Source organism: Streptomyces sp. NPDC020192 (assembly GCF_044388685.1).
Lineage (GTDB): Bacteria > Actinomycetota > Actinomycetes > Streptomycetales > Streptomycetaceae > Streptomyces.
Map to the genome: position 1 here is coordinate 158,557 of NZ_JBIRXG010000019.1, position 15,103 is coordinate 173,659.

At 71.4% G+C, this 15,103-nt stretch carries 14 protein-coding genes; 2 read left to right on the forward strand and 12 right to left on the reverse strand.

Annotated features, from left to right (window positions below):
- Positions 1 to 106 precede the first annotated feature (106 nt).
- On the forward strand, positions 107 to 1,705 hold the full coding sequence (locus ACH47Z_RS31905; RefSeq protein WP_399079876.1) for an alpha/beta hydrolase: 1,599 nt from the start codon (positions 107 to 109) through the stop codon (positions 1,703 to 1,705).
- A 63-nt stretch (positions 1,706 to 1,768) separates the two neighbouring features.
- On the opposite strand, the gene ACH47Z_RS31910 is transcribed toward ACH47Z_RS31905, so the two are convergent.
- The 11 genes from ACH47Z_RS31910 to ACH47Z_RS31960 all read right to left on the reverse strand — a co-directional run bounded on the left by ACH47Z_RS31910 (position 1,769) and on the right by ACH47Z_RS31960 (position 13,726).
- Entirely contained in the window at positions 1,769 to 2,494 is a 726-nt protein-coding gene (locus tag ACH47Z_RS31910; protein WP_399079878.1) for a lysophospholipid acyltransferase family protein, read from the reverse strand.
- 82 nt (positions 2,495 to 2,576) lie between these two features.
- Positions 2,577 to 3,806, reverse strand: coding sequence for a PP2C family protein-serine/threonine phosphatase (locus ACH47Z_RS31915; protein WP_399079880.1), 1,230 nt, complete (start codon positions 3,804 to 3,806; stop codon positions 2,577 to 2,579).
- A gap of 69 nt (positions 3,807 to 3,875) precedes the next feature.
- Positions 3,876 to 6,332, reverse strand: a complete 2,457-nt coding sequence (locus tag ACH47Z_RS31920) for a SpoIIE family protein phosphatase (RefSeq protein WP_399079882.1) — start codon at positions 6,330 to 6,332, stop codon at positions 3,876 to 3,878.
- 121 nt (positions 6,333 to 6,453) lie between these two features.
- Positions 6,454 to 7,674, reverse strand: coding sequence for an ornithine--oxo-acid transaminase (gene rocD / locus ACH47Z_RS31925; RefSeq protein WP_399079884.1), 1,221 nt, complete (start codon positions 7,672 to 7,674; stop codon positions 6,454 to 6,456).
- Entirely contained in the window at positions 7,674 to 8,483 is an 810-nt protein-coding gene (gene ddaH, locus ACH47Z_RS31930) for a dimethylargininase (protein ID WP_399079885.1), read from the reverse strand. Before ddaH ends, rocD begins: the two co-directional genes overlap by 1 nt.
- A gap of 171 nt (positions 8,484 to 8,654) precedes the next feature.
- Positions 8,655 to 9,140 (reverse strand): Lrp/AsnC family transcriptional regulator, encoded by a 486-nt coding sequence (locus ACH47Z_RS31935; RefSeq protein WP_399079887.1) that lies wholly within the window; start codon positions 9,138 to 9,140, stop codon positions 8,655 to 8,657.
- Between the two features lie 37 nt (positions 9,141 to 9,177).
- The gene (locus ACH47Z_RS31940; protein ID WP_399079889.1) at positions 9,178 to 9,357 is read right to left on the reverse strand and encodes a hypothetical protein; all 180 of its coding nucleotides are present in this window, start codon (positions 9,355 to 9,357) and stop codon (positions 9,178 to 9,180) included.
- A gap of 80 nt (positions 9,358 to 9,437) precedes the next feature.
- Positions 9,438 to 10,388 (reverse strand): cytochrome c oxidase assembly protein, encoded by a 951-nt coding sequence (locus ACH47Z_RS31945; protein ID WP_399079892.1) that lies wholly within the window; start codon positions 10,386 to 10,388, stop codon positions 9,438 to 9,440.
- 102 nt (positions 10,389 to 10,490) lie between these two features.
- Positions 10,491 to 11,516: a 6-phosphofructokinase gene (locus ACH47Z_RS31950; RefSeq protein WP_399079894.1), complete on the reverse strand. Its 1,026-nt coding sequence runs from the start codon at positions 11,514 to 11,516 to the stop codon at positions 10,491 to 10,493.
- A 213-nt stretch (positions 11,517 to 11,729) separates the two neighbouring features.
- A complete protein-coding gene (locus ACH47Z_RS31955) occupies positions 11,730 to 12,458 on the reverse strand; it encodes a type 1 glutamine amidotransferase (RefSeq protein WP_399079896.1) in 729 nt (242 codons plus the stop codon).
- Positions 12,459 to 12,487: 29 nt separating this feature from the next.
- Positions 12,488 to 13,726: a MurT ligase domain-containing protein gene (locus ACH47Z_RS31960; protein WP_399079898.1), complete on the reverse strand. Its 1,239-nt coding sequence runs from the start codon at positions 13,724 to 13,726 to the stop codon at positions 12,488 to 12,490.
- A 150-nt stretch (positions 13,727 to 13,876) separates the two neighbouring features.
- Here ACH47Z_RS31960 and def point away from each other — a divergent pair, with 150 nt between their 5' ends.
- Entirely contained in the window at positions 13,877 to 14,416 is a 540-nt protein-coding gene (def, locus tag ACH47Z_RS31965; protein ID WP_399079900.1) for a peptide deformylase, read from the forward strand.
- Position 14,417: 1 nt separating this feature from the next.
- Here the strand turns inward: def and ACH47Z_RS31970 are convergent, their stop codons facing one another.
- Positions 14,418 to 15,062: a TetR family transcriptional regulator gene (locus tag ACH47Z_RS31970; RefSeq protein ID WP_399079902.1), complete on the reverse strand. Its 645-nt coding sequence runs from the start codon at positions 15,060 to 15,062 to the stop codon at positions 14,418 to 14,420.
- Positions 15,063 to 15,103: the final 41 nt, after the last annotated feature.

Sequence of the window (15,103 nt, forward strand, 5' to 3'; positions counted from 1 at the left end):
GATTGGTAAAGATGGCAGGCGACCCCTGTTCCCAGACGGCTCACAGCCGAGAGGATCCCCCGAACTGACCACTCGCAGTGATCCTGATGTAGGGGGAGGGGCCCACTTGAGGGAGAACAGACCGAAGAGCCGCCTGTTGGCGCTCGGTTCGGCCGGAGCACTTGTCACCGCCACTCTGGTCGCCGGCGCCGTGACGGCACCCGCGGCCAGCGCCGCCGGCCGGCCCAGCCAGGGCCGGGAGGCCAGGGGCGCCGAGATCGCCGCCGCCCGCGCCGCCGAGGCGGGCATCAACTGGCAGGACTGCCCGGCCGACTGGGGGCTGGAGAAGCCCATCCAGTGCGGCTGGGTCAGCGTGCCGCTCGACTACGCCCACCCGTACGGCAAGCAGATCAAGCTCGCCGTCGACCGCATCGGCAACACCGGTACCAAGGCCGAGCGCCAGGGCGCGCTCGTCTACAACCCGGGCGGCCCCGGCGGCTCGGGCTTGCGCTTCCCGCGCCGCGTCACCACCAAGAACCCCGTGTGGGCCAACGTCGCCAAGGCCTACGACTTCGTCGGCTTCGACCCGCGCGGCGTCGGCCACTCCGCGCCGATCTCCTGCGAGGACCCGCAGGAGTTCGCCAAGGCGCCGAAGATGGACCCGGTGCCGGACTCCGAGGCGGACAAGCTGGCCCAGCGCAAGCTGGCCCGCCAGTACGCGGACGGCTGCCTGGACCGCACCGGCCGTGCGATGCTCCAGCAGATGACCACGCCCAACACCGCCCGCGACCTCGACGTCATCCGCGCGGCCCTGGGCGAGAAGAAGCTCAACTACCTCGGTGTCTCCTACGGCACCTACCTCGGTGCCGTCTACGGCACCCTCTTCCCGGGCCACCTGCGCCGCATGATCGTGGACAGCGTGGTCAACCCCGCCCGCGAGAACATCTGGTACCAGGCCAACCTGAACCAGGACATCGCCTTCGAGGGCCGTTGGAAGGACTGGGAGGACTGGGTCGCCAAGAACGACGCCGCCTTCCACCTCGGCACCACCCGCGACGCCGTCCAGGCCAAGTGGCTCCAGCTGCGCGCCACCGCCAAGAAGAGCCCGATCGGAGGGGTCGTCGGCCCGGCCGAGCTGATCTCCTTCTTCCAGAAGGCGCCGTACTACGACTCCTCGTGGGTGCCGGTCGCCACGGTGTTCGGCAAGTACGTCGCCGGTGACACCCAGGCGCTCGTCGACGCGGCCGCGCCCAACATGTCCGACACCGCGGGCAACATCGCCTCGGAGAACGGCAACGCCGTCTACACGGCCGTCGAGTGCACCGACGCCAAGTGGCCGACCAGCTGGAAGAAGTGGGACCGGGACAACACCCGGCTCAACGCGCAGTACCCGTTCATGACCTGGGCCAACGCGTGGATGAACCTGCCGTGCGCCACCTGGCCGGTCAAGCAGCAGAACCCGGTCGACGTCACGACTCACAAGGGCCTGCCGCAGGTGCTGATCGTGCAGTCCACCCGGGACGCCGCCACCCCGTACGAGGGCGCCGTCACGCTGCACGACCGCTTCGCGGGCTCCCGTCTGATCACCGAGAAGGACGCGGGCTCCCACGGTGTGACCGGCCTGGTCAACCCCTGCATCAACCAGCGCGTCGACGCGTACCTGATCGACGGCAAGCTGGACGGCGCGGACGTGACCTGCGGCCCGCACGCCACGCCCAAGCCGTGACCTCCGTACGGTGACGAGGGGCGGCCGGGATGCTCCGGCCGCCCCTCACTCACGCAACGGCCGTCAACTGAGCGGTGCCCGCGGGAACTTGCGCTCCTTCCCGCCCGTCTCCGCGGCCTGGCGGGCCTTGACGACGGCCGCGTACTCGTCGACGTACTCCTGCTCGGAGAGCGTCAGGATCGCGTACATGATCTCGTCGGTGACGGCGCGCAGGATCGCCTTCTCCCGTTCCATGCCGGCGTAGCGGGAGAAGTCGAGGGGTCTGCCGAAGCGGATGGTGACGGGGTGGATGTTCGGGATGACCTTGCCGGGCGGCTGGGCCTCGAACGTGCCGATCATCGCGCAGGGTACGACCGGTACGCCGGCCTTGAGCGCCATCACGGCGACGCCGACCTTGCCCTTGTAGAGCCGCCCGTCGTGCGACCGGGTCCCCTCCGGGTAGACGCCGAGCAACTCGTCCTTGCCCAGCACGTTCAGCCCCTCGCGGATCGCCGCCTGCCCCGCCTCCTTGCCCGAGCGGTCCACCGGGATCTGGCCGGCGCTGCGGAAGAAGAACGCGGTGAGCCGGCCCTTGAGCCCCGGGCCGGTGAAGTACTCCGCCTTCGCCAGGAACGTGATCCGGCGCTTGAGGATCGCCGGCATCAGGAAGTGGTCGGAGAAGGAGAGATGGTTCCCGGCGACGATGGCCGGCCCCTCCGCGGGTACGTTCTCCAGCCCCTCGATCCGGGGCCGGAAGACCAGTCTCAGCAGGGGTCCCAGCAGCACGTACTTGAGCAGGTAGTAGAACACGGCTCGCCCCTCACTCGTACGTCTGCGGTGATACGTAAGTCATACGTAACCACCCGGCACCCCCCTCATGCCCGCGCACCCGCTACAGCCGCACGATGACCAGCGCCGTGTCGTCCGTGGCGCCACCGGGAGGCAGCAGCTCCAGCAGGACCGCGTCCGCGAGGTCCTCGGGGTCCTCCTCGCGGTGGCGGTCGAGGGAGTCGGCGAGGCGGGCCAGACCGGTGTCGATGTCCTCGCCCCGGCGCTCGATCAGGCCGTCGGTGTAGAGGACGAGCGTGGCGCCCTCGGCGTAGGCCGTCCAGGCCTGGGGTCTGGGGAACGGGTCGGGGCGGGCGTCGAGCGGCGGGTCGGTGGCCTGGTCGAGGAACTCCACGCGGCCGTCGGGGTGGACCAGGACGGGCGGCGGGTGCCCCGCGCTGCTGTAGCTGATCGTGTGGTGGTCGAAGTCGATGAACGTCGAGACGGCGGTGGCCGACTCGGCCCCGTCGACGACGTGCGCGTACAGCCCCAGCACGTTCAGGGCCTCGCCCGGCCCCACGGCGACCCGGGAGGCGGCGCTCAGCGCGCTGCGCAGCTGGCCCATCACCCCGGCGGCCTCCAGACCGTGCCCGACCACGTCGCCCACGGCCACGGCCATGCCGTGGCCGCCCACCAGGTCGACGATGTCGTACCAGTCCCCGCACACGTTCAGCGCGCCGGCCGCGGGCCGGTAGCGCACCGCCACCTGGTGGTGGCCGACCTGCCGGGGGGCGGGGAGCATCGCCTTCTGCAGGGCGAGGGCCACCTCGCGCTCGCGGGCGTGGGCCTGACGCAACCGCTCGTTGAGCTCCTGCAGTTCGCGGGCGCGTGTGTACAGCTCGGCCTCGAGGACGCGGGACCGGCTGCCGCCGGGGCCGCCGCGGGCCCGGATCAGCTCGGTGACCTCCTCGACCCGGTTCACCACCAGCGCCACCTTCCCGTCCGGGCCGAAAGCCGGCGCGTTGACCGGGCTCCAGTACCGCTCCTCCCACTCTCCGGGCCGCTCGGGATCCTCGACGTCGTACCGCTGCAGGGCCATGGCGTCACGCTCGCCGGTCGCCACGACCCGCGCCATCGAGGCGGCCAGGTTGCGCATGCCCGAGGCGCCGGGGTCGTTCGGGTTGTCCGGGAAGACGTCGAAGAGGTGGCGCCCTACCACCTGCTCGCGCGTACGCCCGGCCACCCGCAGATACTCCTCGTTGGCGTCCACGTAGATCAGGTCGGGCGTCAGCAGCGCCACCATGCCCGGGAGCGCCTGGAACACCCCCGCGTAGTCGATGGCCGCGTCGTTCATGGCTACCGTCCATCCACCGGAGTCACGCCATTTTCCCACCTCGTGCGACGTATGTGCGTGCCTCGCATGTCAGGCCGGCGGATCCGTCAGGGACTGCTCGGCCCAGATCACCTTCCCGCCGGGTACGAAGCGGGTCCCCCAGCGCTGGGTGAACTGGGAGACCAGCAGCAGTCCGCGGCCGCCCTCGTCCATGGCACGCGGATGACGCAGATGCGGCGCCGTGGCACTGCCGTCGGAGACCTCGCAGATCAGCGTCCGGTTCCTGATCAGCCGGAGCCGGATGGGAGCCTCGGCGTGCCGGATGGCATTGGTGACCAGCTCGCTCACGACCAGTTCGAGCGTGAACGCCAGCTCCTCCAGACCCCACTCGTCCAGCTGCCGGGCGGCCTCCTTGCGGGCGTCGGCGACCACGGCCGGGTCGGCGGGCAGCTCCCAGTCGGCGACCCGGCCGGCGCCGAGCAGCCTGGTGCGGGCCAGCAGCAGGGCCACGTCGTCGTGCGGCCGGGCGGGGACCAGGGTGTCGATGACCGTCCGGCAGCACAGGTCGAGCGAGTCGCCGCGCTCCTCCAGGGCGCGGCGCAGCCGGTCGCGGTCCGCGTCGGCCGTCCCGTCGCCGTACCCGTGCGCGAGCAGACCGTCGGTGTGCAGGGCCAGCGTGCTGCCCTCGGCCAGGGTCAGCTCGACCGCCTCGAAGGGCGCACCGCCCACCCCGAGCGGCGGCCCCTGCGGGAGGGCGACGAAGCCGACGGCGCCGTCGGGCCGGACGACGGCGGGCGCGGGATGGCCGGCGGCGGCCATTCTGCACCGCCCGTCGACGGGGTCGTAGACGACGTACAGACACCCCGAGCCCACCGACTCCGCGCCGGCCGCCACCGGAGGCTCGGGCGGCCCGCCCTCCTCGTCGGCCGTCCGCGCCACCAGGTCGTCGAGGTGCGCGAGGACCTCCTCGGGCGGCAGATCGAGTGCCGCGAGGGTGCGGACGGCGGTGCGCAGCCGCCCCATGGCCGCGGCGGCGTCGATCCCGTGCCCCGGCACCTCGCCCACGACCAGGGCGACACGCGCACCGGACAGCGGGATGAGGTCGTACCAGTCGCCGCCGAGGCCGGTCAGCTCATCCGCCGGCCGGTAACAGGCGGCCACCTCCACCGCCGCTTGCTCGGGCATCCGCTGCGGCAGCAGGCTGCGCTGCAGGACCAGGGCCGCCTCCCGCTCGCGGGTGTAGCGGCGGGCGTTGTCCACGCAGACCGCCGCCCGGGACACCAGGTCCTCGGCGAGACTCAGGTCGTCCTCGTCGAACGGGTCCTGGTGATGGCGCCGGAAGAAGGAGGTGACGCCCAGCGTGACGCCCCGCGCGCGGACGGGCACGATCATCACGCTGTGCAGACCCAGGTCCGGGAAGGTCTCCTCCCGGTCGCTCGGGATGTCCGCGGCCCACCCCCCGGCCAGCGGCTCGAGCCGTTCCTCGCGCCAGGAGCGGCCGGTGGTCAGACAGCGGATCAGGGGCGATCCGGCGAGATAGCTGGCCACCTCACCGATCCCGACGAGGGCCTCCGGGACCCCCGGGTCCACCGACTGGTGCGCGGCGCGCCGCAGCGGCACCCGATCCGTGTCGCCCGGCGGCTCGGGCTCCGCGCCCCGCAGCACGGACTCCAGCAGGTCCACCATGACGAAGTCGGCGAAGTCCTGCACGGCCACGTCGGCCAGTTCCTGCGCGGTCCGTACGATGTCCAGGCTGCGGCCGATCTGCTCGCCGGCCCGGTCCAGCAGGGCGAGACGCTGCCGGGCGCGGTGCCGGTCGGTGATGTCGACGACGGTGTAGTACACGCCCATCGGGTGGCCCTGGTCGTCGTCGAGGCGGGTGAACGACATCATGTGCGCCGTCTCCCGGAGCGGCGCGGAGCGCACCTTGCCCACATGTTCGTACCCGACGATCGGGCGGCCGGTCTTCAGCACGCGCCGCATCTGCGTCTCGATGCCCTCGGAGTCGATGCCCGGCTGGATCTCCGCCAGCCGGCGCCCCAGCCGCTGCCGCGGGGAGCCGCCGCCGTAGCTCTCCAGGGCCGTGTTCGACCACACGCAGCGCAGATCGGTGTCCACGATCGCGATGCCGACGGGGGACTCGGCCACCATCTGCTCCAGCACCGCGCGGCTCATGTCCCAGCCGCGGGCCCCGGAGACGTCGGAGACCAGAACCAGCCAGTGCGGCGCGCCGCCGGGTTCCATCGCGGGAGTGACCCGCACCATCACCCGGACCGGCTGCCCGTTCTTGCGGCGCGCGGTCAGCAGCCCCGCCCAGCCGCCGTCCCTGCGGCACCGCTCGGCCAGCTCGGGCACCCGCGCGGCGTCCTCGGCGGACAGCAGACCGGTCGCGTCGGTGCCCACCACCTCGGCGGCCGTGTACGTCAGCAGCCGCTGGGCACCCCGGGTCCAGCTGGTCACCACGCCCCGGGCGTCGAGCAGCAGGGGCGCGGCATCGGCCACGTCGAACCGCTGCGGGGCAGCGTCCTGCTTCTCGTGAGTGCCCACGGCCGGCCTCTCTGTCGCTGAGAGTGGTTCTACCCCCTCGTGGCTCAATCTTCACCCTTCGGGCGTCCGGCGGGGGCCTCTCGAAGCGGCGGGGGCGGCGTACGACCGCCCCCGCCCCCGGTCACGAACCGAGCACCTTCTCCAGTGCCGCCAGCGCCGAGCGCAGCTCCTCCGCCGTGATGGTCAGCGGGGGCGCCAGCCGGATGGTGGAGCCATGGGTGTCCTTCACCAGGACTCCCTCCCGCATCAGCCGCTCACTGACCTCGCGCCCGCTGCCGATCGCCGGGTCGATGTCGACGCCCGCCCACAGTCCGCGCGCCCGGAAGCCGACCACGCCGTGCCCGGTCAGCTCGGCGAGCCCGTCGCGCAGGAGCACGCCCAGCTCGGTGGCCCGCCGCTGGAACTCGCCGGTCTCCAGCAGGTCGATCACGGCCGTGCCGACCGCCGCCGCGAGCGGGTTGCCGCCGAACGTGGAGCCGTGCTCGCCCGGGTGCAGCACGCCCAGCACCTCGCGCCGGGCCACCACCGCCGACACCGGCACGATGCCGCCGCCGAGCGCCTTGCCGAGGAGCAGCACGTCCGGCACGACGTCCTCGTGCTCGACGGCGAGGGTACGGCCGGTACGGCCGAGGCCCGACTGGATCTCGTCCGCGATGAACAGACAGCCCTTGCGCCGGGTCAGCTCGCGCACCCCGGCGAGATAGCCGGCGGCGGGGATGACGACGCCGGCCTCGCCCTGGATGGGCTCGATCAGCACCGCCGCCGTCGTCTCGTCGACCGCCTCCTCCAGCGCGGCCAGGTCGTCGTACGGCACGACCTTGAAGCCGGGCGTGAACGGGCCGAAGCCGCTGCGGGCCGTCTCGTCGGTGGAGAAGCTGACGATGGTCGTCGTACGGCCGTGGAAGTTCTCCGCCGCGACGACGATCGTGGCCTGTCCGTCCGGGACGCCCTTGACGTCGTACGCCCACTTGCGGGCCACCTTGACGGCGCTCTCCACGGCCTCCGCGCCGGTGTTCATCGGCAGCACCATGTCCAGCCCGGTCAGCTCCGCGAGCCGCTCGGCGAACTCGGCGAGCCGGTCGTTGTGGAAGGCGCGGGAGGTGAGCGTCAGCTGGTCGAGCTGGCGGTGCGCGGCCTCGATCAGCGCCGGGTGGCGGTGGCCGAAGTTCAGCGCCGAGTAGCCCGCGAGCATGTCGAGATAGCGCCGGCCCTCGACGTCCTCGACCCAGGTGCCCTCGGCCCGGGCGACGACCACGGGCAGCGGGTGGTAGTTGTGCGCGAGGACCGGCTCCTCCGCGCGGATCAGCTCGGCGGACGTACGAGCCTGGGCGGGTGCGGTCATCAGCGGATCTCCTGGGTGCAGCACTTGATGCCACCGCCGGCCTTGTGGAACTCCGACAGGTCGACGGGGACGGGGACGTAGCCGTGGCCGGCGAGGTTCTCGGCGAGCGCCTCGGCCTGCGGGGCGATGAAGACGTTGCGGCCGTCGGACACGGAGTTGAGGCCCCACACCATCGCGTCCTCGCGGGTGGCGAGCACCGCGTCCGGGTACAGCCGGCGCAGCACCTCGCGGCTGCCCGCCGAGAACGCCTCGGGGTAGTAGCAGACGTTGTCGTCGTCGAGCACGAACAGCGCCGTGTCCAGGTGGTAGAAGTACGGGTCCACCAGGGTCAGGCCGATCACCGGGTGGCCGAGGAACTCCTGCGCCTCCCGGTGCGCCTCACGGGTGGTGCGGAACCCCGTGCCGGCGAGCACGTACCGGCCCGTCCACACCAGGTCTCCCTCGCCCTCGGCCACCGACTCGGGGCGGTACACGTCGTAGCCCGCCGTCTTGAACCAGGTGTCGTAGTGCACCGACTCGGGGCGCCGTTCGGGCGCGTGGAACAGCGAGCCGAAGACCCGGCCGCCGACCACGAACGCCGCGTTGGCGGCGAAGACCATGTCGGGCAGGCCGGGCACCGGCTCGACCGACTCGACGGTGTGCCCGTGGGTGCGGTAGGCGCGGATCAGCGCCTGCCACTGCTCCTGGGCGAGATCCACGTCGACCGGTCGGTCGGGATGCATCCAGGGATTGATCGCGTAGCTGACGGCGAAATGTCTGGGTTCACAGACGAGAAAGCGCCGGGAACGCGGCACACGGCTTGTGGCCACAGAGGGTTTCCTCCGGTTTCCTGTGTGTCACTGAGGGGTGACACAACAGTAGAAACAGAGATCGACGGCCGACAAGCGAGAAAAGCTGCGCGCATACGCAGCATCACTGCGCTCTGGGTGGGATTTACGCATGAGTGGTGCGCATAGTTCGCGCCGCCCAGGGAGGACGCGTCATTCCGGGGCCGGATGGGTCGCGCCCGCCTCCGGGCTCTCGGGCAGCAGGTGGGACAGCACCATGACGCTGATCGTCTTCCGGATGAACGGTTCGGCGCGGATGCGCTCCAGCACCTCCTCGAAGTGCTCCACGTCCCGCGCCCGCACGTGCAGCAGCGCGTCCGCGCCGCCGGTCACCGTCATCGCCGCCGTGATCTCCGGATGGTTCCGGACGACCTCCGCGAGCCGCCGGGGCGGGGCCGCGCCCTCGCAGTACACCTCGACGTACGCCTCCGTGCGCCAGCCCAGCGCGGACGGCTTCACCGTGGCCGTGAACCCGGTGATCACCCCGGTCTCCCGCAGCCGGTCCACGCGCCGTTTGACCGCGGTGGCCGACAGCCCCACGCCCGCGCCGATCTCGGCGAAGCTGGTCCGGGCGTTCGCCATCAGCGCGGTGATGATCTTGCGGTCGAGGTCGTCGAAGGAAGCGGTCCTGCTGTTCATGCGGGCACTGTAATCAGCCACGCCCGTAGCGAGGGACCTACGACTGTGTGATGACCATGGCGAGGGTCAGCAGACCCAGCACCACCCAGCCGAACCACAGCCAGCCGTTGCTGCCGAGCGCGACCGTGTAGGCGGTCACGACGACGAGCCCGCCGACCGTGAGCGCCCCCATCGCCTTGGTGGAGCCGTTCGTGGAACCGTTCGTGGAACCGGGCATCGCGACACCCTCCTCATGGTCCGTCCACGACCATGGTGCCCCCGATCCCGCCCGGAAGGGACAGGAAGGGACGGCTCCGGCTAGCCCTCGCGTGCGTTCAGCGAGGCCAGGTAGGCGTTGTACGCCTCCAGCTCCTTGTCGCCGTCCCGGTCCGCGGCCCGGTCCTTGCGCTTGGCCTGCCGCTGCTCGGAGCCGTACCACTGGAACAGCAGCGCGATCAGCACCAGCACCGACGGGATCTCGCTGAACGCCCAGGCGATGCCGCCGGCCGCGTTCTGGTCGGAGAGCGCGTCGATGCCGAGTGAGGCGGGCGGGTGCTCGAAGGTGCTCACCATCGGCTGCGACGCCATCATCAGCGCGATGCCGAAGAACGCGTGGAACGGCATGCCCGCGAACAGCTCCAGCATCCGCATCACGTATCCCGGCCGGTTCGGACCCGGGTCGATGCCCATGATCGGCCAGAAGAAGACCATGCCCACGGCGAAGAAGTGCACCATCATCCCGATGTGCCCGGCCTTCGACCCCATCAGGGAGTCGAACAGCGGGGTGAAGTACAGGACGTACAGGCTCGCGATGAACATCGGGATCGTGAACGCCGGGTGCGTGATGATCCGCATGTACCGACTGTGCAGCAGCGCCAGCAGCAGCTCACGCGGCCCCTTGCGGCCCTTGCCGGCGACGGGCAGCGCGCGCAGCGCCAGGGTGACCGGGGCGCCGAGCAGGATCAGGATCGGCGACAGCATGCTGATCACCATGTGCTGCACCATGTGCACGCTGAACATGACCATGCCGTAGTCGTTCAGCTTGGTGCACATCACCAGCGCCACGGTCAGCACACCGACGACGTACGCCACCGTACGGCCCACCGGCCACGCGTCCCCGCGCCGCCGCAGCCGCACGACACCCCAGCCGTACAGGGCGAGCCCAGCCAGACAGGCCACCAGGAAGAACGGATCCGCCGACCACTGGAGGCCCCGCCCCAGCGTGAACGGCGGCAGATCCATCATCATGCCGTGTCCGCTGTGATCCATCCGGCGGCTCCTGTTTCGTGGGGGTTGTGCGAGTTGTCCGCCCCAAGAGTAGAACCGCCCCCGGTCACGGCCGTGACCGGGGGCGGGTTGTTCCCGGGTGAACTACAGGACGCACTCCGCCTCGTCGTACCGCTCCACCGGAACGGTCTTCAGGGTCTCGACGGCCTCGGCCAGCGGCACCATCACGATGTCCGTGCCCCGCAGCGCCGTCATCTGCCCGAACTCGCCCCGGTGCACGGCCTCCACCGCGTGCCAGCCGAAACGGGTCGCCAGCACCCGGTCGTACGCCGTCGGCGTGCCGCCGCGCTGGACGTGCCCGAGGATGACCGGCCGTGCCTCCTTGCCGAGCCGGTGCTCCAGCTCGACCGACAGCTGCCGGGCGATGCCGGCGAAGCGCTCGTGGCCGTAGACGTCCTTGCCGCCCTCGTCGAACTCCATCGTGCCGGGCCTCGGCTTGGCGCCCTCGGCCGCGACCACGATGGCGAACCGCTTGCCCGCCTCGAACCGCGCGCCGACCTTCTTCGTCAACTCCTCGATGTCGAAGGGCCGTTCCGGTACGACGACGGCGTGGGCGCCGGCCGCCATGCCGGAGTGCAGCGCGATCCAGCCGGTGTGCCGGCCCATGACCTCCACGATCAGCACCCGCTGGTGCGACTCGGCGGTGGTCTTCAGCCGGTCGAGGGCCTCGGTGGCCACGGTCACGGCCGTGTCGAAGCCGAAGGTGACGTCCGTGACCGCGATGTCGTTGTCGATGGTCTTGGGCACGCCCACGATCGGCAGCCCGTTGTCCGACAGCAGCCGGGCCGCCTTCAGCGTGCCCTCACCGCCGATCGGGATGATCGCGTCCAGACCGAGCTCCTGGACATGGCCCCTGGCCCGCTCCACCCCGTCACGCAGGTGCTCCGGGCGGACCCGGGAGGAGCCGAGGATGGTGCCGCCGCGCGCCAGGATGCCGCCCACGGCATCGAGGTCGAGCTTGAGATAGTCGCACTCCAGGAGGCCCTTCCAGCCGTCCCGGAAACCGATGACCTCGTCGCCGTGGTCGGCGACGGCACGGTGCACGACGGACCGGATGACGGCGTTCAGGCCGGGGCAGTCGCCGCCGGACGTGAGGACACCAATGCGCATAGCCCGAAATACCTTCTCAACGTGGGCCGGGTAGACCGGACCACGTTGTCCGGCGGATTCCCGGTCACCCTACCGGCGTGAGGGGGTCGCTCCGTAGCGGGCGTCCGCCTGCTGGACGCGCCCGCGCATATGAGCGGACGGTCCGTCAGGCGGGCCCACCACAAGGCTGCCGGAGCACGCTGAGATGGTGCTGGAATCCGGCTGTCACGCCGCTCAAGCAGGCTGCTGAGCAGCGGCGATGCGCTCGCCCCGGAGCGCCTCGTACCAGCGGTCGTCGATCGGTGGCAGCGCGTTGACGTCGAGCGCCAGCTTCAGCAGCAGATCGGCGATCAGCGGGTTGCGGGCGAGGACCGGGCCGTGCATGTACGTACCGAAGACCGTCCCGTTGTACGCGCCCTCCGTGCCGTCCCCGGTGCCGTTGCCCTTGCCGATCTGCACCCGGGCGAACGGGCGGGCGTTGGCGCCGACGTGGGTGACGCCCTGGTGGTTCTCGAAGCCGGTCAGCTGCGGCAGGCCGAGCTGCGGGTCGATGTCGGCGAGCACGTCACCGACGCACCGCTCGCCCTCGCCGCGCACCGACACCACGTCGAGCAGGCCGAGGCCCGGCTCGCGCTGGCCGAGGTCGTTGATGAACTCGTGGCCGAGGATCTGGTAGCCGGCGCACACCGAGAAGACGATCGCGCCGTTCTGCACGGCCTGGTACAGATGCCCGTCCCGGCGCAGCCGCTCGGCCGCGAGCCGCTGCGGACGGTCCTCGCCGCCGCCGATCAGGTAGATGTCGCCGGAGGTCGGGATCGGCTGGTCGCTGCGCACGTCGAGGCGGGCCACGTCCAGCCCGCGCTGCCGGGCCCGGCGCTCCACGACGAGCGCGTTGCCCTGGTCGCCGTAGGTGCTCAGCAGGTCCGGGTAGACCCACACCAGCCGCAGTTGGTTGTCGCTCATGAGGTGATCGCCCTTCGAGGATCAGAAGATCAGTTGCCGACGCGGCGGCGCAGGTCCTGGAACGCGGTGTAGTTCGCGATGACCTCGATCCGGCCGGGCGGGCACATCTGCACGGCCTGGTCGAGGGTGTCGCAGACCTGGAAGTGCTGGCCCGCGACCTCCAGGCGGACGGCGAGGTCCAGCTTGCGGTCGCCGATCACGAAGATCGGGTGGCCGGTCAGCCGGGTGTAGTCGACGTCCCACAGCCAGGAGGTGTCGGTGCCGTCGGCGCCGCGGGCGTTCACGGAGAGGATCACCGGCGCGGGCGGCTGGTCGATCAGGGAGAACGTCTCGAGCCAGCCGGCCGGGTTCTTGGCCAGCAGCAGCCGCAGATCACGGTTCTGGAACTGCACGACGTCGTAGCGTCCGGCCACCGCCTGTACCTGGTACATCCGCTCCAGGGCGACCTGCGGCGGTACCCCGAAGACGGCGGCGACGGCCGCGGAGCTGGCCGCGTTCGCCTTGTTGGCGCGTCCCGGGAGCTGCAGGTGAATGGGCCACGCGGACCCGTGCGGGTCGAGGACGTGGTCCCCGGACAGCGCCCAGCTCGGCTGGGGCCTGCGGAACCCGCACTCGCCGCAGTACCAGTCGTCGCCGGGGCGCTGCATCACGCCACCGCAGGACGGGCAGGACCAGGCGTCGTCCTTCCACATCTGCCCGGCGGCGACCCAGACCACGTTCGGGGAGGAGGACGCGGCCCACACCACGAGCGGGTCGTCGCAGTTGGCGACGACGACGGCCTTGGAGCCGGCGAGACCCTCGCGCCAGTTCTCGGCGAGCATCCGGGTCTCGGCGGCGCGGTCGAGCTGGTCGCGGGAGAGGTTGAGCAGGGCGATGCACTTCGGGCTCGTGTCCCGGGCCACACCGGCCAGGTACTTCTCGTCGACCTCGATGACCCCGAACTTGGCGTCCGAGCCGCCGGCGAGCGCCGAGGTGATGCCGGCCGGCATGTTGGCGCCGAGCGCGTTCGACACGACCGGGCCGGCGGCGCGCAGCGCCTCGGCGATGAGCCGGGTCGTCGTGGTCTTGCCGTTGGTCGCCGACACCAGGACGACGTCCAGGTTCTGCGCGAGCCGGGCGAGCAGGTCGGGGTCGAGTCTCAGCGCGACCCGGCCACCGATCACCGACCCGCTGCCGCGTCCTGCGGCGCGCGATGCCGCAGCGACCGCCTTGCCGGCGGTCACGGCCAGCTTGGCCCGCGGCGTGAGCGGGTCCGAGTTGCCTGCCATCAGTTCTCGATCCTCCTTGCGTACGCGCCGCGCCTGGGGCCATCCGGCAGCGTGGTGGGGACCTCAGCCTATCGAGATCCATTCGCACACCCGAATCGCGCCCACACCTGGGCGACGGGCATGGGTCGAACGAACCGTACCCTTGCGGCCATGCGACACGGTTCCATTCCGGGCGCCCACGGGCGAGTCCGGCCTCTCACCCTGCTCGGCGACGCGGCGCTGCGCGAGCAATGCCGGGAAGTCACCGAATTCGGCCCCGAGCTGGCGGTCCTCGTGGAGGACCTGTTCGCCACGATGTACGCGGCGCAGGGGGTCGGGCTGGCGGCGAATCAGGTGGGGGTGCCGCTGCGGGTGTTCGTGTACGACTGCCCCGACGACGATGACGTACGTCACCTGGGCCACGTGGTGAACCCCAGCCTGGTGGAGACGGACGGCGTGGTGCTCCGGGGCCCGGAGGGCTGCCTGTCCCTGCCGGGGCTGGAGGCGGGGACGGAGCGGTACGACCACGCGGTGGTCGAGGGCTTCACGGCGACGGGGGAGCCGGTCACCGTGCACGGCACGGGGTTCTTCGCCCGGTGCCTGCAGCACGAGTGCGACCACGTGGAGGGCCGGGTGTACGCGGACCACGTCACGGGGTGGCGCAAGCGTAGACTGGCGAGGCAGATCTCCCGGGCTCCCTGGAACCGGTGACTCAGAACCCCGGACCGCCGATCCTGTCCCCCGCGGCCGCCAGACGACCCCACAGCAGATCCGCCAGAGACCGCACCAACTCGGCCCGGGAACAAGGCCGTTCCCCCAGCCACCAGTCACCCGCGGCATGCATCATCCCGACGATCCCGTGCCCCCACACCCGCGCGAGCTGCTGGCTGTCGGGCCCGAGATCCACCCGCTCCTCGATGACCTGGGCCAGCTCCTCGCCCATCCGCCGCAGCAGCGGAGCCGAGTGCTTGCCGACGTCGAACCCCTGGTCGCCGCCCGTGCTGCCCTCCGCGGGGTGCATCAGGAACCGGTACACCTGAGGGCGCGCCTCGATCGCGGCGAGGTACGTGTCCAAGGTGGACTCGACCCGCTCGCGCCGGTCCGCGGGAGCGTCCAGCGCGGCCCGCAGGGAGGCGAGCAGCGCGTCCGTGTGCCGCTTGGCGAGGGCCGCGTACAGCCCACCCTTGTCGCCGAAGTGGCGGTACAGGATCGGCTTGGTGATCCCGGCCTCCGCCGCGATCGCGTTCATCGACGCCTGCGGGCCGTCCCGGAGCACCACCCGGTCGGCGGCCTCCAGCAGCTCGCGCCGTCGGCGGTCGGCGGACCGCTGCTGCTCGGTCCGCTGTGTGGTGTCCATCTGTTCTCCCCACCCGTGTTGATTCGGTGACGCCTGCGCAA